The following is a 17,922-nucleotide window of genomic DNA, read 5'->3' on the forward strand; positions in this document are numbered from 1 at the left end:
CGTATACAGCGTGTCCGAAAGCACAAAAGGACCCGGGGGCTGCGCTGCCCGAGTCCTCTGTCCAGCAGAATAGCCCACATGAGCAGCGGTCCGGCAGGTCATGTGGTGCGTTCCACCGTTCGTCCGAATTGCGAGACGGGCACCTCCGCACCATTGCGGACGTTTCTGCCCACCGCCGACGGGGTTTCCGTCGACTTCGTATACGAACCGGGTGCGGCCGTATACGACGCCGGCCAGTCATCCGCGCGTCACCCGGTGTTCGTCGTCGCACACGGGTTCACCGGCGACGTGGACCGGCCGCACGTCCGCCGGGTGGCGTCCGTCCTCGCCCGGCACGGGGCCGTCGCCCTGTTCTCCTTCCGCGGGCACGGCCGTTCCGGCGGGCATTCCACCGTGGGCGACCGCGAAGTCCTCGACCTGGCCGCCGCGGTGGACCGGGCCCGCTCGCTCGGGCACGCGCGCGTGGTCGCCGTCGGCTTCTCCATGGGGGGATCCGTCGTCCTGCGGCACGCGGCGCTGTACCCGGGGGCGGTCGACGCGGTGGTCTCGGTGAGCGCCCCCGCCCGCTGGTACTACCGCGGCACGGCTCCCATGCGCCGGCTGCACTGGATGGTGACCCGCCCCGAGGGCCGCCTCGTCGGGCGCTACGGCTTCCGCACCCGCATCCACCGCCGCGACTGGGACCCGGTTCCGCTGTCCCCGGCGGAGGCGGTTGCGCGGATCGCCCCGACGCCGCTGCTGATCGTGCACGGCGACCGGGACGGTTACTTCCCGCTCGACCACCCCCGGATGCTGGCGGAGGCCGCCGCCGGACACGCCGAACTCTGGCTGGAGCACGGCATGGGCCACGCCGAGCACGCGGCCGGCGAAGACCTGCTGAACCGCATCGGGGACTGGGCGGTCGCCCGGGCGGGCTAGCCTGACCGTGTACACAGCCGATCGATTGAGGAACCCATGCCCCAGGTCACGGTGCGCTACTGGGCCGCCGCGAAGGCCGCGGCCGGCATCGCCGAGGAGCCGCAGGAAGCGGCCACGCTCGCCGAGGCGCTCGACTCCGTGCGCGAGCGACACCCCGGAGAACTCGTGCGTGTCCTGCAGCGATGCTCGTTCCTCGTCGACGGTGACCCCGTGGGCACCCGCGAACATGAGACGGTACGGCTGGCCGACGGCGGCACGGTCGAGGTGCTCCCGCCGTTCGCAGGAGGGTGAGATGACCGACCAGCCGTACGACCATCAGGGTTACCCGGGCCACCAGGGACATCAGGGACATCAGGGCCAAGAGGGCTACCAGGCCCAGGGCCCCGAGGGCTACCAGGCCCAGGGCCCCGAGGGCTACCGGAGCCATGACGGCCACCAGGCGCACCAGCAGCACCAAGGGCACCAGCAGCACCAAGGGCAGCCGCATCACGACCCGTACGCCCACCAGGCGCAGCAGCAGCCGTGGCCGGGGCGGCAGCAGGGGTACGACGACCCTCAGGCGCACCTCCAGTACACGCAGCAGTGGCAGGGGCAGACCTGGGAGACGAGCGTCCAGCCGCCGGTCACCGCCGCCGACCCCGCCCCGGCCGCCGACCCGGCCGGAACCGCGTACCTGCCGCCGCAGACGGGCGGCGCCCCGGCCTACGGGAGCCCGCAGGCCGGCTACGGGGATCCGGCGGCCGCCGTGCCACCGGCTCACGAGCACCGCGCGGCGGACGGGACGGACGGCAGGCACGCCGCCGTCGCCCACCAGCCGACGGGCGGCACCGGCTCGGGCTACGGCCCCGCCACGATGGCCGGCAACGCCCGGGTCACCGACGCCCAGCGGGCCCGGCTGGAGGGCCGCTCGCCGATCATCGAGCCCGGCATACAGCCCGCCGCGCTCACCGCGCTGCTCGGTCTGCTGCTCTCCGGCACGGCGGCGATCGGCTCGTACGCCCTGCTCGTCCCTCTCGTCGTCCTCCAGGCCGTGACGGCCGCGGGCTGGTTCCGGCTGAACGGCATGTGGCCCGCCCGGCAGGGCATCGCCCTCGCCTTCCTCGGCGCGCTGGTCTCCGACGTGGTGCTCCTCGCCGCCGGCCGGGAGCACGCTCCCGCCGCCATCCTCGGCACCCTGGGCGTCTGGGTCCTGCTCTGCCTCGTCCTCCAGCTGCGCTCGCACGCCGACCCCGACGAGCGCATGTACGGGCTGATGGCGACCGTCACCTCCAGCGCGCTGGCCGTCCTCGCCGCCGGCCACCTCGGCGCCGATCCGGACGCGGTCTCGGTCGGCGCGGCCGCGGTGGCGGTGGCCGTCGTCGCCCGGGCGCTGCCGCTGCCGACTCCGGCCTCCGTCGTGGTGTCCCTGCTCGCCGCGGCGGGCGCGGGCATCGCGGTCGGCGGGATGACCGGGCTGGGCGCCGGGGGCGCGCTGCTCGGCGCGGGCGCGGCGGTCTGCGCGCTCGTCGGCCACCGGGTCGCGAGCTACGACTACCCCTCCCGTTTCGTGCACTTCACGGCGGGCGTGGCCCTGCCGCTGGCCGCGGCGGCGCCCGCGGTGTACGTGCTGGGGCGGGCGCTGGCATAGGACGTCGCGTCAGGAGGTAAGAGCGGTAAGGGTCTGTCACAGGTGATCGACAATCCGGCGGCGGGCCTTTCCCCAAGGGTTACCTTGAACCGTTGTCAATGAACTGTTCAGGTCGTCCGGTGGGGGAATATCCGTCATGCGCGCACTCCGCATACTTCTGGTCGTCGTGGTGGTCCTGGGCGGCCTGTTCGTGCTCGCGGACCGTCTCGCCGTGAACTTCGCCGAGGGCGAGGTGGCCGACAAGCTCAAGGCGCACGAGGGCCTCGCCGCCTCCCCGGACGTGTCCATCAAGGGCTTCCCGTTCCTCACCCAGGTCGTCGGCGGCTCGCTCGACGACGTCGAGGTGGGCATCAAGGACTACCAGGCGGCGACCGGCACCAGCGGTCGGACGATCCGCATCGGAGACCTCCGGGCGGACATGAAGGGCGTCGAGTTCTCCGGCGACTACAGCTCCGCGACCGCCGCGAGCGCCACCGGCACCGCCTCCATCACCTACGCCGAGCTGCTGAAGACGGCCAAGGCCGAGCCGACCGAGGTGGTACGGGGCGTCACCGCCAACGTCGTCGGTCTCTCGGACGGCGGCAACGGCAAGATCAAGGTCGCCGTCGAGGCCACCGTCCTCGGGACCAAGCTGCCGCGGCCCGTGTACGTCCTGAGCACGGTCACCGTCCAGGGCGACACCGTCCGCGTGCACGCCGACTCCCTGCCGAGCTTCGGCGGGGTGCGGGCGGCCGAGAACGAGGTGCGCTCGATCACCGACTTCCAGCAGAAGATCGACGACCTGCCCGGCGGCATCAAGCTCGACAAGGTCCAGGCGGGCAGGGACGGCGTCGAGATCTCGGTGAAGGGTTCGAACGTCAGGCTGGCCGGGTAGGGCAGGACACCGACGGGCGGACCGCCGAAGGCCGCGCCGTCGATGGACGGCAGATGTCCGACAGGCGAGACGTGAACGTCCGCGCGGTAGATGCGACGACGGACGCAAGCGCCCGGAACCCGTGTCCCCACGGTCCGGGCGCTTCTTCGTTCCCAGCATGCGGACGATCGCGTCTCACTATGCGGAGCGCTGGTGACATGGCCGCCTCTCCGTCCCTACGATCGACAGCATGATGCAGCGACAGGCGGATCTCACGAAGCGGCGGGCAGTAGACCTGTGCCGCGTCGCCGCCATGCTCTGTCGCCCCTTCTGAGCGGAAGCGCCGCCGGCCTTCCGCGTCTCCCCGCCCTCTTCCGAGGGCATCCGTGCGCCGGCCGCCGGCGAGTCCCGGTCGCGCACCCCTCTTTCTTGCACACCCCCGCCGTAACTGCCCCGGAGGAGAACGAGCATGAGCCGCAGCGACGTCCTGGTCGACGCCGATTGGGTCGAGGCCAACCTCGACAACGCCGACATCGCCATCGTCGAGGTCGACGAGGACACGTCCGCGTACGAGAAGAACCACATCAGGAACGCGATCCGGATCGACTGGACCCAGGACCTGCAGGACCCGGTCCGCCGTGACTTCGTCGACCAGGAGGGCTTCGAGAAGCTCCTGTCCGCGAAGGGCATCGCCAACGACACGCTGGTGATCCTCTACGGCGGCAACAACAACTGGTTCGCCTCCTACGCCTACTGGTACTTCAAGCTGTACGGCCACGAGAACGTCAAGCTCCTCGACGGCGGCCGCAAGAAGTGGGAGCTGGACGCCCGCGAGCTGGTCGAAGAGGTGCCCGAGCGCGCGACGACCGACTACAAGGCCAAGCCGCAGAACACGGCGATCCGCGCCTACCGCGACGACGTCGTGGCGGCCATCGGCGTCCAGAACCTGGTCGACGTCCGCTCGCCCGACGAGTTCAGCGGCAAGCTGCTCGCTCCCGCCCACCTTCCGCAGGAGCAGTCGCAGCGTCCGGGCCACGTCCCGTCCGCCCGCAACATCCCGTGGTCGAAGAACGCCAACGACGACGGCACCTTCAAGTCGGACGACGAGCTCAAGGAGCTCTACGCCGACGAGCAGGTCGACCTGGCCAAGGACACCATCGCGTACTGCCGCATCGGCGAGCGCTCGGCCCTGACCTGGTTCGTGCTGCACGAGCTGCTGGGCGTGGAGAACGTCAAGAACTACGACGGTTCCTGGACCGAGTACGGCTCCCTGGTCGGCGTCCCGATCGAGCTCGGCGCCAACAAGTAATCCCACCCGACCGACCTTCTGGTCAGACCCCTCTGGAGAAACACATGTGTGGAGCGAAGGCCGGCGGCCCGGACGCCTCGACGATCAAGCCCGGTGAGACCACGATCCAGGGTCAGGTGACCCGGGACGGCGAGCCGGTGACGGGCTACGTCCGTCTGCTGGACTCGACCGGCGAGTTCACCGCGGAGGTCCCGACCTCCGCCACCGGACAGTTCCGCTTCTACGCGGCCGAAGGCACCTGGACCGTCCGCGCTCTCGTGCCCGGCGGCACCGCCGACCGCACCGTGGTCGCCCAGCAGGGCGGTCTCGCCGAGGTCGCGATCGCGGTCTGAGCACGACGCGGGGGCCGTGTCCCACGGGTTGACGCCCGGGACACGGCCCTTCGCCGTGTCCCGGCCTACCCTGGACATATGTTGGCCCGCCGGCGGCACGTCTACTTCGCGATGATGGGCACCTGCATCACGCTGTTCGTCCTGGCGTGGGCGGTCGTGCGCATCTGGTCGACGCCCGCGGCCGTCGTGATGTGCCTGGTCGCGATGGTCATCCCGCCGGTCGCGGCGATGGTCGCCAACCGCCGCGGCCCCGACGACCGCTGGTGGGACGACCCCTCGGGCGATCCCAAGTCCGACGAGTGGTGGGACGAGCTCGACGGCAAGAGACGCCGCCCGTAGAACGCCCCGGACACCCTGCCCCCGCACACCCTGCCCCGGGTCCCTGGTACGACGACCCCGGTACGGGTCTCTCCTGGTGCACGACCTAGTACACGAGTGCCTGCGTGTCCTCGCCCAGCGCCTCCTGGACGAACACCTGCGCCCCCGCGATCCGGACGCCGTCGATGACGTCCTTCTCCGTGATGTCCCGGCGGGCTGCACACTGGGTGCACAGGGTGAGACGGCCGCCGGCCAGGACGGCGTCGAGGAGACCGGGCAGCGGCGCCGCGTGCGGGAGCTCGAACTCCGCTGCCCGGCCGGGCAGCGCGAACCAGGCGGACTCCCCGGTCAGCCACAGGGAGACCTCGACGCCGCTGGCCACGGCGACCGCGGCGACCGTGAACGCCTGAGAGCACCGCTCGGGCGCGTCGGCCCCTGCCGTCACCTTGATCACGAGCTTTTTCGCCATACCCGAATCGTAATCAGGTTCCTTACAACCGCCGATGTTGACCATGGGTCTCCTGTGAAGCGCGTTACCGAAAGCGCTTCACACATGGGGGGATGTCATGGAAGATCCGGAAAGGGCGGATGAGGCAGGCCCGTCCGGCCCGCGCCCCGGCACCCGGCCCCGGGGCCGTACCACACTGATGCTCGCCGGAGCCGCCCTGCTGGGGGTGGTCGCCGGAGCATGCGTCGGGTACGTGATCCAGGCCGACCGTGCGCCCACCGCGCTGCCGCCGCTCTCACAGCCCGTCGTGGGACAGGCCGGGGGCCGGGTCGAGCCGCTGTCGGCGGCGCAGGACCGTCGGGTCAAGACCGACGGCGACCTGCGCAAGCTGCTCATCACGCGGCCCAGGGGGGCGAAGGACAAGGGGACCGAGACGGAGAGGGACGGCTGGGCGGACCTGTTCACCTACGCGAGCGGCTACACGAAGCCGTCTGTCGCGTTCGACGACCTCCTCGACGACGAGTTCCGCCGTGCGGCCGCGGTCTCGTGGCGGATGGGCGAGACGTACAGCGCCGAGATCAACCTCGTGCAGTTCCGTCAGACGGAAGCGCTGGAGGCGTCCGAGTGGGCCAAGAACGGCCGTTACTGGGCCGAGAAGGTGCACGACACCCGTGACTGGCCCATCCCCGGCACCGGCAACGGCGTCGCCTATGTGCACGACACACCCGAACGCAAGCCCGGCTACCTCCCGCTGTACTCGGCCGAGGCGTACGCCTGGCGGGGAGACGTCTGCATGGAGATCCGCGTCTACGACAGCAAGCCGATATCCAAGGAAATGATCATGGACCTGGCCGAGCGGCAGGTGGGAAAGCTGTGAGCGAGACCACCGCGGCCGAAAGCGGCGACAACATCACCGCGGCCGAAGCGGAAGCCGAAGCCGTTTCCGTCACCGACAAGCCCGCCGCGGGGAAGCCCGGCGCCGGCCGCGCCCGCCGGGTCGCCGCCGTAGCCGGGTCCGTGCTGCTGGCCTGCGCGGTCGTCGGCGGAGTCGGCTGCACCGTCGTGAAGGTCCAGGACGCCGACCGCGACCCCGGCAGCCCCGCCTGGAAGTTCCCCACCCTGTCCGCCGAGAGAGACGGCGGGAAGAAGGGCGGCGCGGCCGGGTCGGGACTGAGAGCCCTGATGCTGCCGTTCGACGACGGCTTCCAACCCGGCCCCGATCTCGACGAGTTCGGACAGGACACCGAGTTCAGCGGCGCGCAGGCCACCGCCCTGCGCAAGGAGTCGTTCAGGGAACTGCCCAGCGCCTCACGCCGAAAGCTGGAGAAGATGGTCGACAAGGAGCGCATCAAGGGCATGGCGAGGCGCAGTTACGTCGCCCCCGGACAGGACTACAACTCCCAGGCGGTCACCTTCGAGGTCACCCTGTCGAGGCAGGAGAACCCGACCGCCGTGCGCCGGTCGGCGTCGGCCTTCAACGGCTTCGTCGCCGCCATGGACCTCTTCCGCAAGGGGCCGAAGATCGACGGCCACCCTGACGCGCGCTGCTTCCTGAGCCCCAAGGGCAAGACCAAGGACCTGGGCGTGGCGCTGTGCACCGCCGCCGTGGGAGACGTGCTGGTCAGCGTCACATCGGCCGCACCCGAACCGCTCGACGGCACGTTCGTCGCCAAGTTCTTCGCCAAGCAACTCGACCGTATCGACGACCCGGGACAGGCCGTATGACCACCGAGCACCCCCGCCTGAAGCCGCCACCGGCTCCGGAGCTGCCGGAGCCGGCCCCCGAGCCTGCCCCGGAACCGCTTACGGAACCGACGCCTGCCCCGGAACCGCTTACGGAACCGACGCCTGCCCCGGAGCCGCGGCCGGAGTCACAGCCGGAGTCACAGCCGGAGCCGGCACACGCCTCCGGAGCGTCCCCCGAAACCGTTTCCGACGCAGCTCCCGAAACCGTTTCCGCCCCCCTCCCGGACGCAGCTCCCGCCCCCCTCCCGGACGTAGCTTCCGACGCCCTCCCCGGCCCGCAGGACCCGCCCGCCCCGAAGGACCGCCGTGTCCTGCGGGCCGTCCTGCGCTGGACCGCCGTCGTCACGGTCTTCGCCGCGCTCGGGGCGGGGACGGCGTACGGGATCGCCCGCATGGAGCGCACGGAACTGCCCGGGCTCGCCACCACGTCGGACGGCCGCTGGGCATACCCGGACATCGCCGGACCGCCGCTGCCCTCCGGCAGCCCGAGCCCGTTCGACACCAGGAACGGGGCCTCAGCCCACTACGCGGACCTGCGGGCGCTGCTTCTTCCCGCGCCCGAGGGCTCGACGGAGGACAAGGCCCTGCGCGGCGCCGACGGCTGGCTGGCCACCAAGGACTTCCTGCCGGTGTTCGAGGCGAAGGAGGACCGCACCGCCGTCGGACAGCTGCTCACCGACAACGGCCTGCGGCACATCGCGGCCCGGGGCTGGACCACCCCGGACGGCACCCGCACCGGTGTCTACCTGCTGCAGTTCGACACGGGAGTGGTCGCCGACGGCGTGTACACGGCGCTCACCACGTTCACCGGCCCCGTGCACGCGGCCCGCGGCGCGGCCGAGACGGAGTTCGACGACGGCTACCCCATCGCCGCCGACGTCCCCAACGTCGAGCGTCATGTCTACGACGAGGCGAAGCCGTACGGCGCGGAGCAGCTGCGGCAGGCCTATCTGCGCGCCGGCGACGTCCTCGCGCTGGTGCTGCAGTCCCGCAAGGGCGCCGCGGCGGCCGTTCCGTTCCAGCAGACCGTGGCCCTGCAGAGTCAGCTGCTGAGCTGACGCCCGTGGAGGGCGTACCTCACAGGGAGGGCGGGGTCCCGGCCGCGTAAGCTGGGGCCCGGCCCTGTCGTACGCGTCGCGAGTCGTCCGTACCCGAAGCACGCTCATCCGAGGAGCACCCGTGGAGATCTTCTTCGAAGCCCTGCTGGTCCTGGTCTGCGTCGGCGTTCTCGCCTTCGCCGGTCTGACCGTGAAGAAGCTGTACCAGGGCCAGCGCTGAGACCGACCACCTCCAGGAACTGCCACTCATGATCGAGATTCCGTCCGACCTCCACAAGGACCTCGTCCCCCTCGCCTTCCTGCTCGGCAGCTGGGCGGGCGCGGGCGTGCACGACTTCCCGGGATCGCAGAAGTGCAACTTCGGGCAGGAGGTCACCTTCGCCCACGACGGCCGTGACTTCCTGGAGTACCACTCGCACACCTGGGTGCTGGACAACGACGGCAACAAGGTCCGTCCGCTGGAGTCCGAGTCCGGCTTCTGGCGCATCGACGCCGACCGCAAGGTCGAGGTGACGATGGTCCGCGACGACGGCGTGGTCGAGATCTGGTACGGCGAGCTCGCCGACAAGAAGCCGCAGATCGACCTCGTCACCGACGCGGTGGCCCGCACGGCGGCCTCCGGCCCGTACACCGGCGGCAAGCGTCTGTACGGGTACGTCAAGAGCGACCTCATGTGGGTCGGCGAGAAGCAGACCCCCGAGGTCGAGCTGCGCCCCTACATGTCGGCCCACCTGAAGAAGGTCGTCACCCCGGAGGACGTCGAACGCTGGGCGAAGGCCCTCCCCGACGACATGCCGGACGACGGGATCGCCTTCTTCAAGTAGACCCGGACGGACCTAGACTCTTCTGTGTGGTGAGCACTGAAAGCACTGACTGGAAGAGCGACCTGCGGCAGCGCGGATACCGCCTGACGCCGCAGCGCCAGCTTGTCCTGGAGGCCGTGGACACCCTGGAGCACGCGACCCCCGACGCCATCCTCGTGGAAGTGAGGAAGACGGCGTCGGGGGTCAACATTTCCACGGTGTACCGGACCCTGGAGCTCCTAGAGGAGCTGGGGCTGGTCAGTCACGCGCACCTGGGGCACGGGGCGCCGACGTACCACCTCGCCGAGCGGCACCATCACATCCACCTGGTCTGCCGGGACTGCGACAACCTCATCGAGGCGGACGTGCAGGTCGCCGCCGAGTTCACGGCCAAGCTGCGGCAGAGCTTCGGCTTCGAGACGGACATGAAGCACTTCGCGATCTTCGGCCGCTGCGAGGACTGCACGCTCAAGGGTTCGACCGTCAAGGGTTCCCCTAACGGGTCGTAGGCTTGGCGGCATGAAGAGCCCTCTGCTGTCCCTGCCCGGCGCCGTCCCCGCCGAGGGTGTGGACGAAGACGTCGCCGGTCACTACGGCGACCTGTTCCGCGAGCAGCGCGCCCTCGCCGACGGCGCCGGTTTCGTCGACCTCTCGCACCGCGGAGTCGTCGCCGTCACCGGCGAGGACCGGCTGAGCTGGCTGCACCTCCTGCTCACCCAGCACGTCACCGACCTGCCGGTCGGCCAGGCCGCCGAGGCGCTGATCCTCTCCGCGCACGGTCACATCGAGCACGCGCTGTACCTGGTCGACGACGGCACGACGGTCTGGGCGCACGTGGAGCCCGGCACCCGGGAGGCGCTGATCGCGTACCTGGAGTCGATGAAGTTCTTCTACCGCGTGGAGGTCGCCGACCGCACCGCGGACACCGCGGTCGTCCACCTGCCCGCGGGGTCGATCGCACCCGTGCCGCCGGGCGTCGTGGTCCGTGAGACCGCGTACGGCCGCGACCTCTTCCTGCCCCGGGCCGACCTGGAGTCCTACGCCGCGCAGGCCGGTCCGCCCGCCGGGATCCTGGCCCTCGAGGCGCTCCGCGTCGAACAGCACCGCCCGCGCCTCGGCTTCGAGACCGACCACCGCACCATCCCGCACGAGCTCGGCTGGATCGGAACCGCCGTGCATCTGCAGAAGGGCTGCTACCGGGGTCAGGAGACGGTCGCCCGGGTCCAGAACCTCGGCAAGCCGCCCCGCCGTCTGGTCTTCCTCCACCTCGACGGCAGCGAGGTCCACCTGCCCGCCGCGGGCACCGAACTCCGTGTCGCCGACGAGGCGCCCGACGGCCGCAAGATCGGCTTCATCACCACGTCCGCGCGCCACCACGAACTCGGGCCGGTGGCCCTGGCGCTGGTGAAGCGCAACGTCCCGGTGGACGCGCCGCTGCTGGCCGGCGCCACGGCGGCGGCACAGGAGCTCGTCGTCGAGCCGTAGGGACGACCTGCCCGACCTGCCGACCCGCCAGAATGCCCCACCGGGCCTTCCCGTCCCGGGCCTTCCCGTCCCGGACCTTCCCGTCCCGGATGTCCCCGCCCCGGAACTCCCGCCCTAGACCTCGATCAGGACCGTGAACGGGCCGTCGTTCGTCAGCGACACGCGCATCCCGGCGCCGAACCGGCCCGTCGCCACGGTGGCCCCGAGCGCGCGCAGCTGCGCCACGACCTCGTCGACGAGCGGTTCGGCGACGGGGCCCGGCGCGGCCGCGTTCCAGGTGGGCCGACGGCCCTTGCGCGCATCGCCGTACAGCGTGAACTGGCTGATCACCAGCAGCGGTGCGGCGATGTCGCTGCAGGACTTCTCGTCGTGCAGCATGCGCACCGACCAGAGCTTGCGGGCGAGCTGGGCCGCCTTCTGCGCGGTGTCGTCGTGCGTGACGCCGACCAGGACGCACAGGCCCTCGCCGCTGATCTCGCCGACCGTCTCGCCGTCCACGACGACGCTCGCGCCGTCCACCCTCTGCACCACCGCTCGCATGCGGACCATGATGCCGGGTCCCGGGCGCGGACCGGCGACTGGCCCATTTTTGATCCTTAAGCCCCTGTCTGGGGCCGTTCGGGGGGACTCGGTCACAAAGCGGCCACTTGGGGTGGCACGATGCTTTCCAAACGGTCGAGGGGACGGTTGAGGCACATGAGCACACCGAGTACCGAGCGGGCGGCGACGCAGCGTCCGCCCGCACAGCGCAGCGACAGCCCCGTGCTGCCCGTCGAACCGCCCGAGCGGAAGCTGGCCGGGCTGAGCCTGCCCGAGCTGCGCACCCTGCGCCGGGACGCCCAGCGCGACGAGGCCGACCTCAGTTACGTACGGCGGCTGTTGCAGGGCCGGATCGACATCCTGCGCGCCGAGCTGGCCCGGCGTTCGCCGACGGGCGCGGCCTCCGTGGTGGACCGGCTGCCGGAGATCCTCACCGACGCCCCGGCCCGGCACCGTTCCTCGGCGCGTCACGTCACCCTGGGCACCCCGCACAGCGAGGAGGGACGGCGGCTGGCCGCGGACATGCTGGCCGACGTCGAGCTGTCCGACCTCGACGCGCGCACGGACCTCGAGCTGGACGAGGCGATGGCCCGGCTGGTGCGCTACGAGCAGCGGGTCTCCAGCCGCCGTCAGCACCTCCAGCGGACGGCCGACGAGTCCGGCGCGGAGATCACCAGGCGGTACCGGGAAGGGGAAGCGCAGGTCGAGGACCTGCTGGTGTGAGCCCGGCGGGACGCCGCGGCGGCCCGGCGGCCGACCCCGACGGCGGTGACCGGTGGCCCGGGAGCGGTGGCCCGGTGGCGGTGCACCGGGAGCCGGCGGTGGTGCGGGAGGCGGCGGTGGTGCGGGGGCGGAGAGAAAATGCCCGCGGCGTCCGACCGTGCCTGCCTACGGTGATGTCATGACCAGCCGAGCCAACTCCTCCGTCGACACCCGTCCGATCACCGACCCCGAACTCGCCGACTGGATACGCGCCCTGAACACGGGCTTCCTGCGCCCGCCGCGCGTCACCGACCAGTTGCTGGCGGAGCGCCGCGCGGCCATCTCGGAATCCCGCACCTCGGGGGCCTTCGACGCCGGCCGCTGCGTCGCCACGTTCCGCTCCTTCCCGCAGGAGCTCACCGCCGTCGGCGGCGCCGCCGTCCCCGCCGACGCGATCTCCAACGTCACCGTCTCGCCCACGCACCGCCGCCGCGGCCTGCTCACGCGGCTGATGACCGACGACCTCGCGGCCGCGAAGGAGCGCGGGGACGTCGTGGCCACGCTCATCGCGGCCGAGTACCGCATCTACGGCCGCTACGGCTTCGGCCCGGCCACCACGACGACCGAGTGGTCGATCGACGTGCAGCGCGCCGGCCTCGACCCGCGCCGGTCGGGTCAGCCGCAGGAGGGCCGGGTCGACCTCGTCGACGGCGACGAGGTCCGCAAGACGGGCCCCGGACTGCACGAGCGGCTGCGGCGCGCCCAGCCCGGCGCCGTCAGCAGGACCGACCAGTGGTGGGACGTCCAGACCGGGGCGGCGAATCCGGCCGGCGAACCCTGGACCGAGCCCTTCTACGCGGTGTACCGCTCCCCGGACGGCGAGGTGGAGGGAATGGTCTCCTACCAGGCCGACGAGAAGTGGAGCGACGCCAAGCAGCCGCTGAACACGGCGTCGGTGAAGTGGCTGATCGCGGTGAACCCGGCCGCGGAGCGCGCCCTGTGGCACTACCTCTGCTCCATCGACTGGATCACCCGGGTGAAGTCGGGCTGGCGCTCCCCGGACGATCTGCTGCCGCTCTACCTGCCGGACCCGCGCGCGGCGGCCGTCACCACGCAGGCGGACTGGCTGTGGGTGCGCGTCCTGGACGTCGTACGGGCCCTGGAGGCGCGCACCTACGACACGGCGGGCGCGCTGGTGCTGGAGGTCGTCGACGGGGCCGGCCTGGCCGGCGGCCGCTTCCTGCTGGACGCGACCCCCGACGGGGCCTCCTGTGTGCCGACGACCCGCAGCGCCGACCTCGTTCTCGACGTCCGCGAGCTGGCGACGCTGTGGCTGGGCGACCAGTCCGCGGTGCGGCTGGCGGCCCTCGGCCGGCTCCGGGAAGAACGAGCGGGCGCCGCCCGGGGGGCCGACGCCCTGCTGCGTGCGTCCGGGCGGCCTTGGTGCCCGGACGTGTTCTGACGGCTCCTCTCGTGGGCGGTCGGTGCGGTGTGGAGCGGATCCATGGACCTGAACCCCTGGATCCGCTCATCCGTAGCTGTTCAGTTGTGGCTGTGCGTCGTTCTGAAGTTGTGGCTGAGCGGGTGCTGTTCAGTTGTGGCTGTACGTCGGCGCCGGCCGCGCGGGCTCCCGGCTCCCCTCCGGAAGGGGGCCCACCGGCCAACCGTCTAGAAGCTTGACCATGTCGATAAAGTTGGCTGCCAACTTCACTGTACTTATGTCCGCTTGGAAGCGTCCTATAACCATCTCTCTTTGAACTGCCGAAAGATGGCGAGAAGTTGTACTGTGCGGACGTGGAGCCGGAACATGCCTCCGTCAAGAGGCGCGGGGAGGCGGAGCGGCCGCAGCCGTCACACCGTGAGGTGGCCGACGAGCTGCGCACCCGGATCAGAACCGGAGTGCTGCGGCCGGGTCAGCGCATGCCCACGCAGGCCAAGCTGGCGAAGGAGTTCGGCATCGAGCGGGGCGCCGTGCGGCAGGCCCTGCGCATCCTGCAGTCGGAACGGCTCCTCACCAACGTCTCCAAGGGGAGCCCGGCGACGGTCGCGGCGCCGTCCGCCGCGGCCGGTCTCCCGGGCGGGCCCGCACCGGCGCCGCAGCCCTCGATGGTGGGGCTGCCGCCCCGCGTCACCGCGGCCTTCGCGGCGGAGCACGTCGAGGTCGACGCCCTGTGTCTGACCGCGGTCTCGCTGACGGCCGCGATCGGCGAACCGCTGCGGCAGATCCACGCGGGGCAGTTGAAACCGGCCAAGATCGACGTCCGGGTCCTGCTGCCGTCACGGGACATCGACCTCGCCTTCCCCACGCCGGTGGACGGCTCGCCCAGCGGACGCCTGCAGCGCCGCTGGCTCGCCCACCGCAACGCCCAGGGCCAGGTGCTGCGGCACAACCTGCTCACCCTGCGTTCCACGCACGGCATCGACGTGCACGTGACCTTTCGCGCGCTGCCCTTCACCCCGCCCGTCAAGCTGTACCTGCTCAACGGGACGGAGGCGTTGTTCGCGTACTACACGGTCACCCGGGGCGAGCAGACGATCGACCAGGAGCACCTGGAGCTGTACGACGCCGAGGGCACCCGGTCGCTGCTGTTCGCCTTCGAGGAGGGCGCCGGCCCGCGGGACACGACGCTGGTGGAGCAGTCCCGCCGGTGGTTCGACGCGCTGTGGGACACCATCAGCTCGGAGCTGGTGCTCACGAGCTGACGGCGGGTCCGGTGGCGAGGAGGGCGAGGATCACCGCGCCGACGGAGCTGATGGCAGGGCTCTTGGCCTTGACGCCGACGCTGAGCAGGAGCAGGCCGACGGCGCCGGTGCTGCCGTACTTCCACTGGATGATCTGTTCGACGCCGACGACGAAGGCGGCGCAGAGGAGGATGCGGACGGGCATGGGCGGGTTCCCCCCTTCGGAGGCTGGGAGACGGGGTCCCGGTTCGAGGGCCGGGATCAGGTCCGGGACCGAAGTCCGGAAGCGGGAGGCAAACCTTCCGCCAACTCGCTTGAGTTGGCAACCAACTGTGACTAGGTTGTCCCCACTTGGTGGCAACCCCTAAACAACTTTCAAACAACTCCCGTCAGATGGATGCAAGTTGTAGCGTTTGGTCGTGACCCAGGAGAACGTGGCAGTGAACGGCAGCAGCAGGCTTTCGCCGCAGGAGATCGCCGACGTCCTGCGCGAACGCATCCGCGCCGGCGAGCTCAAGGCCGGTGACCGGCTGCCCACGCAGGCCGAACTCGCTGACGAGTTCGGCGTGGAGCGCGGCGCCGTCCGCCAGGCCCTGAAGTCACTGCAGGACGACGGGCTGCTCACCAACGTGAGCAAGGGCAGCCCGCCCCGCATCGCCCAGCGGCCGTCGCCGGGCCGCGAGGAGCCCCAGCCCACGATGGTCGGTCTGGCCCCCCGGCTCACCGCCGCGTTCTCCGCGCGCCACGTGCGCGTCGACGCCGCCTGCCTGACCGCCGAGAGCCTCATCCCGGCCCTGGGCGAACCCCTGCGGCTGATCCACGGGGGGCAGCTGAAGCCCGCCCGGATCGACGTGCGCATCCTGCTGCCGTCCCGGGACATCAGCCTCGCCTTCCCGGTCCCGGTCGACGGCCGCGGGGACGACGACCCGGTCCACCAGCGCTGGCTGGCCATGCGCAACGCCCAGGGCCATGTGCTCCGGCACAACCTGCAGACCCTGCGCTCGCACGGCATCGACGTCAACATCACGTTCCGTGCGCTGCCGTTCACCCCGCCGGTCAAGCTGTACCTCCTCAACGAGGAGGAGGCGCTGATGGCGTACTACATGGTCACCCGCCGCGAGGAGGCCACCGACAGCGGAACCCTGGACATGTACGACGTGTTGGGCACCGAGTCGCTCCTCTTCTCCTTCGAGAAGGCCGCCGGTCAGCGCGACGCCGCGTTCGTGGAGGAATCCCAGAAGTGGTTCGACGCCCTCTGGGAAACCATCACGACGGACCTGACACTCTCCTAGTGACCTCTGATACGCAGCAGACTCAACAGGTGACCCCCGACACCGACGCCGAGACCGCTGATCTGCGGGAAGTGATCAGACGCGCGCGCGTCGTCCTCTGGGACTTCGACGGACCCATCTGCCGTCTCTTCGCCGGCCACTCGGCGGACGTCGTGGCCGATGGCCTGGTGGAATGGCTCGAAGGGCGGGGCCTGCACCACCTGCTGACGGACTCCGAGCGGGAGTCGCTGGACCCGCACGTCGTGCTGCGCGCCGTGGACCGCCGGCACCCCGGCAGCGACCTGGTCACCGAACTGGAGGAACGCCTCACCCAGGAAGAGCTGAAGGCCACGGCCACGGCGATGCCCACCCCCTACGCCGACCCGCTGATACGCACCCTGACGGCCCGCGGTCTGCGGTTGGCGATCACCACGAACAACTCTCCCAGAGTGGTCGCCGCCTACCTCGCGACCCGGGGTCTCACCTCGTGCTTCGCCCCCCATGTCTACGGCCGCACCCAGGAGTTGCGCCACCTCAAGCCCCACCCGCACTGCCTGAACCTCGCGCTGCGCGCCATGGGCTCGGCTCCCGGCACCGCGCTGATGATCGGCGACACCCCCTCCGACTTCCTGGCCGCGAGGGAGGCGGGCGTCCCCTTCCTCGGCTACGCGCGTAACGAACGCAAGGAGAAACTGCTCACGGGCGCGGGCGCGACACTGGTGGTGCCGTCCCTGGAACCGGTGCTGGAGGCGGTCAGGAGCGCCTGAGCCCGCTCTCCGGGAGTTTGCCGGGCGGCGGGCGGCGGTACAGGCGCGGTGTGGACACGAAGCGGGGCAGTGACGGTGGAGGCAGGGAGTTCCATCGGGTGGCCTACGACCTGCGTGCCCGCATGACGGACGGCACCTACTCGCTGCGTTCCTTCCTGCCCTCCCAGCGGGACCTGGCCGAGGAGTACGGGGTCTCCCGCGACACCGTGCAGCGCGTGCTGCGGGAACTGGCCGACGAGGGCTGGATCGAGTCCCGCCCGGGCAGCGGCTCCCGGGTGATCAAGACTCAGCGGATCCAGTCGTCGACGCCCCGAGCCACCCGGTCGCGTCATGGCGTGACACTGGGTCCGCTGCTCAGCGAGGCCTTCGAGCAGCGCCACGTCACCCTGGACGTCTACACGCTGACGTCCGAATCGCTGGACGCGCACATCAGGCTGCAGGCCGAGCGGATCCGCGGCGGCTCGATCGCCCCCGAGCGCATCGGCCTGCGCATGATCCTTCCCTCCCGCGACCTCGACCTGCCCTATCCGCGGGTCAAGGACGACAGGAACGACTACCGCCTGCGCAACCGGCTGCACGACATCACCGACCGTCACACCGACTCGCTGTGCGGGGTGCTGAGGGACCTGGCGACGGAGCGGTTCGTGCCCTCCGTCGACGTCCGGATCCGGCACGCGCCGCTGACGCCGGCCTTCAAGCTGTACCTGCTGAACGGCACGGAGGCGCTGCACGGCCCCTACGAGGTGATCCAGCGCCAGATCGAACTGGAATGCGATGAAGAGATCACCGCCCTGGACGTTCTGGGTCTCGGCGCCACCCTCACCCACCAGGTGAAAGACGCCGATCCGGATTCATCGGGCACCGTTTTCGTCGAGATGTGGCGGTCGTGGTTCGAGTCCTGGTGGAGCTTCCTCGCCGAATGACCAAGCCGCCGAACAGGGGGGTTGGGTTGCGCTAGCATGCCCGAACCGCGCGAGCAATCGCTCCCGTCCGCACGTATGAGAGGGCGAACAAGCCAGTCTCGAACGGCCTGACGCGGATGAGTGGCAACCACCCATTGTGC

At 70.9% G+C, this 17,922-nt stretch carries 23 protein-coding genes; 20 read left to right on the forward strand and 3 right to left on the reverse strand.

Translation table 11 applies throughout. The features are described from left to right. Positions 1-78: 78 nt before the first annotated feature. The 8 genes from ACH4ZA_RS06305 (at position 79) to ACH4ZA_RS06340 (ending at position 5,378) form a co-directional block, all read left to right on the forward strand. Positions 79-918 carry an alpha/beta hydrolase gene (locus ACH4ZA_RS06305; protein WP_398428289.1) on the forward strand — a complete coding sequence of 280 codons (840 nt, stop codon included), beginning with the start codon at positions 79-81 and terminating at the stop codon, positions 916-918. A gap of 36 nt (positions 919-954) precedes the next feature. Further along, positions 955-1,209 carry a MoaD/ThiS family protein gene (locus tag ACH4ZA_RS06310; protein WP_319277934.1) on the forward strand — a complete coding sequence of 85 codons (255 nt, stop codon included), beginning with the start codon at positions 955-957 and terminating at the stop codon, positions 1,207-1,209. Between the two features lies 1 nt (position 1,210). Then, complete coding sequence (locus tag ACH4ZA_RS06315) at positions 1,211-2,545, forward strand: hypothetical protein (RefSeq protein ID WP_398428290.1); 1,335 nt, start codon at positions 1,211-1,213, stop codon at positions 2,543-2,545. 136 nt (positions 2,546-2,681) lie between these two features. Beyond that, positions 2,682-3,419, forward strand: a complete 738-nt coding sequence (locus tag ACH4ZA_RS06320; RefSeq protein WP_319277939.1) for a DUF2993 domain-containing protein — start codon at positions 2,682-2,684, stop codon at positions 3,417-3,419. A 232-nt stretch (positions 3,420-3,651) separates the two neighbouring features. Beyond that, entirely contained in the window at positions 3,652-3,732 is an 81-nt protein-coding gene (locus ACH4ZA_RS06325) for an Ms5788A family Cys-rich leader peptide (RefSeq protein WP_351335063.1), read from the forward strand. 135 nt (positions 3,733-3,867) lie between these two features. After that, the gene (locus ACH4ZA_RS06330) at positions 3,868-4,707 is read left to right on the forward strand and encodes a sulfurtransferase (RefSeq protein WP_107443282.1); all 840 of its coding nucleotides are present in this window, start codon (positions 3,868-3,870) and stop codon (positions 4,705-4,707) included. 44 nt (positions 4,708-4,751) lie between these two features. Then, complete coding sequence (locus tag ACH4ZA_RS06335; RefSeq protein WP_004986406.1) at positions 4,752-5,039, forward strand: DUF1416 domain-containing protein; 288 nt, start codon at positions 4,752-4,754, stop codon at positions 5,037-5,039. Positions 5,040-5,117: 78 nt separating this feature from the next. Further along, complete coding sequence (locus ACH4ZA_RS06340; RefSeq protein ID WP_319277941.1) at positions 5,118-5,378, forward strand: DUF3099 domain-containing protein; 261 nt, start codon at positions 5,118-5,120, stop codon at positions 5,376-5,378. Positions 5,379-5,463: 85 nt separating this feature from the next. Here the strand turns inward: ACH4ZA_RS06340 and ACH4ZA_RS06345 are convergent, their stop codons facing one another. Next, positions 5,464-5,826, reverse strand: a complete 363-nt coding sequence (locus ACH4ZA_RS06345) for a DsrE family protein (protein ID WP_319277943.1) — start codon at positions 5,824-5,826, stop codon at positions 5,464-5,466. Positions 5,827-5,923: 97 nt separating this feature from the next. Between ACH4ZA_RS06345 and ACH4ZA_RS06350 the strand changes: the two genes are divergently transcribed. From ACH4ZA_RS06350 to ACH4ZA_RS06375, 6 genes are all read left to right on the forward strand, one after another. Further along, the gene (locus ACH4ZA_RS06350; RefSeq protein WP_398428293.1) at positions 5,924-6,682 is read left to right on the forward strand and encodes a hypothetical protein; all 759 of its coding nucleotides are present in this window, start codon (positions 5,924-5,926) and stop codon (positions 6,680-6,682) included. Beyond that, complete coding sequence (locus ACH4ZA_RS06355) at positions 6,679-7,530, forward strand: hypothetical protein (RefSeq protein ID WP_319277949.1); 852 nt, start codon at positions 6,679-6,681, stop codon at positions 7,528-7,530. The genes ACH4ZA_RS06350 and ACH4ZA_RS06355 overlap by 4 nt, the downstream gene beginning before the upstream one ends. A 332-nt stretch (positions 7,531-7,862) precedes the next feature. Further along, positions 7,863-8,609: a hypothetical protein gene (locus ACH4ZA_RS06360; protein ID WP_398428557.1), complete on the forward strand. Its 747-nt coding sequence runs from the start codon at positions 7,863-7,865 to the stop codon at positions 8,607-8,609. A 248-nt stretch (positions 8,610-8,857) separates the two neighbouring features. After that, on the forward strand, positions 8,858-9,433 hold the full coding sequence (locus tag ACH4ZA_RS06365; RefSeq protein ID WP_057579256.1) for an FABP family protein: 576 nt from the start codon (positions 8,858-8,860) through the stop codon (positions 9,431-9,433). A gap of 26 nt (positions 9,434-9,459) precedes the next feature. Beyond that, positions 9,460-9,921, forward strand: coding sequence for a transcriptional repressor (locus ACH4ZA_RS06370; RefSeq protein WP_319277953.1), 462 nt, complete (start codon positions 9,460-9,462; stop codon positions 9,919-9,921). A gap of 10 nt (positions 9,922-9,931) precedes the next feature. Next, positions 9,932-10,897, forward strand: a complete 966-nt coding sequence (locus ACH4ZA_RS06375) for a folate-binding protein (protein WP_319277954.1) — start codon at positions 9,932-9,934, stop codon at positions 10,895-10,897. A gap of 114 nt (positions 10,898-11,011) precedes the next feature. Here ACH4ZA_RS06375 and dtd read toward each other — a convergent pair whose 3' ends face one another. Then, complete coding sequence (gene dtd, locus ACH4ZA_RS06380; protein ID WP_319277956.1) at positions 11,012-11,437, reverse strand: D-aminoacyl-tRNA deacylase; 426 nt, start codon at positions 11,435-11,437, stop codon at positions 11,012-11,014. A gap of 156 nt (positions 11,438-11,593) precedes the next feature. Between dtd and ACH4ZA_RS06385 the strand changes: the two genes are divergently transcribed. From ACH4ZA_RS06385 to ACH4ZA_RS06395, 3 genes are all read left to right on the forward strand, one after another. Next, positions 11,594-12,160 (forward strand): aerial mycelium formation protein, encoded by a 567-nt coding sequence (locus ACH4ZA_RS06385; RefSeq protein ID WP_319277958.1) that lies wholly within the window; start codon positions 11,594-11,596, stop codon positions 12,158-12,160. 178 nt (positions 12,161-12,338) lie between these two features. Beyond that, the gene (locus ACH4ZA_RS06390) at positions 12,339-13,601 is read left to right on the forward strand and encodes a GNAT family N-acetyltransferase (RefSeq protein WP_319277960.1); all 1,263 of its coding nucleotides are present in this window, start codon (positions 12,339-12,341) and stop codon (positions 13,599-13,601) included. 332 nt (positions 13,602-13,933) lie between these two features. Beyond that, complete coding sequence (locus ACH4ZA_RS06395) at positions 13,934-14,842, forward strand: winged helix-turn-helix domain-containing protein (protein ID WP_398428294.1); 909 nt, start codon at positions 13,934-13,936, stop codon at positions 14,840-14,842. Here ACH4ZA_RS06395 and ACH4ZA_RS06400 read toward each other — a convergent pair. Beyond that, positions 14,832-15,026: a hypothetical protein gene (locus ACH4ZA_RS06400; protein WP_319277963.1), complete on the reverse strand. Its 195-nt coding sequence runs from the start codon at positions 15,024-15,026 to the stop codon at positions 14,832-14,834. The two genes, ACH4ZA_RS06395 and ACH4ZA_RS06400, sit on opposite strands and share 11 nt — an antisense overlap. 208 nt (positions 15,027-15,234) lie before the next feature. Here ACH4ZA_RS06400 and ACH4ZA_RS06405 point away from each other — a divergent pair, with 208 nt between their 5' ends. The 3 genes from ACH4ZA_RS06405 to ACH4ZA_RS06415 are packed head-to-tail and all read left to right on the forward strand — an operon-like array spanning position 15,235 to position 17,782. Further along, complete coding sequence (locus ACH4ZA_RS06405) at positions 15,235-16,113, forward strand: winged helix-turn-helix domain-containing protein (protein WP_319277966.1); 879 nt, start codon at positions 15,235-15,237, stop codon at positions 16,111-16,113. Continuing rightward, on the forward strand, positions 16,113-16,859 hold the full coding sequence (locus ACH4ZA_RS06410; RefSeq protein WP_398428295.1) for an HAD family hydrolase: 747 nt from the start codon (positions 16,113-16,115) through the stop codon (positions 16,857-16,859). Before ACH4ZA_RS06405 ends, ACH4ZA_RS06410 begins: the two co-directional genes overlap by 1 nt. Before the next feature lie 50 nt (positions 16,860-16,909). Then, positions 16,910-17,782, forward strand: a complete 873-nt coding sequence (locus ACH4ZA_RS06415; protein ID WP_398428296.1) for a winged helix-turn-helix domain-containing protein — start codon at positions 16,910-16,912, stop codon at positions 17,780-17,782. The last annotated feature ends 140 nt before the right edge of the window (positions 17,783-17,922 follow it).

The sequence above is a fragment of the Streptomyces sp. NPDC020597 genome, assembly GCF_044335095.1.
In the GTDB taxonomy this organism is placed as follows: Bacteria; Actinomycetota; Actinomycetes; order Streptomycetales; family Streptomycetaceae; genus Streptomyces.

Bases quoted from the DNA above. Each gene is read 5' to 3' on its own strand.
- ACH4ZA_RS06315 (WP_398428290.1), top strand. From the start codon at position 1,211: ATGACCGACCAGCCGTACGACCATCAGGGTTACCCGGGCCACCAGGGA.
- ACH4ZA_RS06385 (WP_319277958.1), top strand. From the start codon at position 11,594: ATGAGCACACCGAGTACCGAGCGGGCGGCGACGCAGCGTCCGCCCGCA.
- dtd (WP_319277956.1), bottom strand. From the start codon at position 11,437: ATGCGAGCGGTGGTGCAGAGGGTGGACGGCGCGAGCGTCGTCGTGGAC.
- ACH4ZA_RS06390 (WP_319277960.1), top strand. From the start codon at position 12,339: ATGACCAGCCGAGCCAACTCCTCCGTCGACACCCGTCCGATCACCGAC.
- ACH4ZA_RS06305 (WP_398428289.1), top strand. From the start codon at position 79: ATGAGCAGCGGTCCGGCAGGTCATGTGGTGCGTTCCACCGTTCGTCCG.
- ACH4ZA_RS06345 (WP_319277943.1), bottom strand. From the start codon at position 5,826: ATGGCGAAAAAGCTCGTGATCAAGGTGACGGCAGGGGCCGACGCGCCC.
- ACH4ZA_RS06325 (WP_351335063.1), top strand. From the start codon at position 3,652: ATGCAGCGACAGGCGGATCTCACGAAGCGGCGGGCAGTAGACCTGTGC.
- ACH4ZA_RS06320 (WP_319277939.1), top strand. From the start codon at position 2,682: ATGCGCGCACTCCGCATACTTCTGGTCGTCGTGGTGGTCCTGGGCGGC.
- ACH4ZA_RS06340 (WP_319277941.1), top strand. From the start codon at position 5,118: ATGTTGGCCCGCCGGCGGCACGTCTACTTCGCGATGATGGGCACCTGC.
- ACH4ZA_RS06400 (WP_319277963.1), bottom strand. From the start codon at position 15,026: ATGCCCGTCCGCATCCTCCTCTGCGCCGCCTTCGTCGTCGGCGTCGAA.
- ACH4ZA_RS06335 (WP_004986406.1), top strand. From the start codon at position 4,752: ATGTGTGGAGCGAAGGCCGGCGGCCCGGACGCCTCGACGATCAAGCCC.
- ACH4ZA_RS06375 (WP_319277954.1), top strand. From the start codon at position 9,932: ATGAAGAGCCCTCTGCTGTCCCTGCCCGGCGCCGTCCCCGCCGAGGGT.
- ACH4ZA_RS06365 (WP_057579256.1), top strand. From the start codon at position 8,858: ATGATCGAGATTCCGTCCGACCTCCACAAGGACCTCGTCCCCCTCGCC.
- ACH4ZA_RS06330 (WP_107443282.1), top strand. From the start codon at position 3,868: ATGAGCCGCAGCGACGTCCTGGTCGACGCCGATTGGGTCGAGGCCAAC.
- ACH4ZA_RS06350 (WP_398428293.1), top strand. From the start codon at position 5,924: ATGGAAGATCCGGAAAGGGCGGATGAGGCAGGCCCGTCCGGCCCGCGC.
- ACH4ZA_RS06310 (WP_319277934.1), top strand. From the start codon at position 955: ATGCCCCAGGTCACGGTGCGCTACTGGGCCGCCGCGAAGGCCGCGGCC.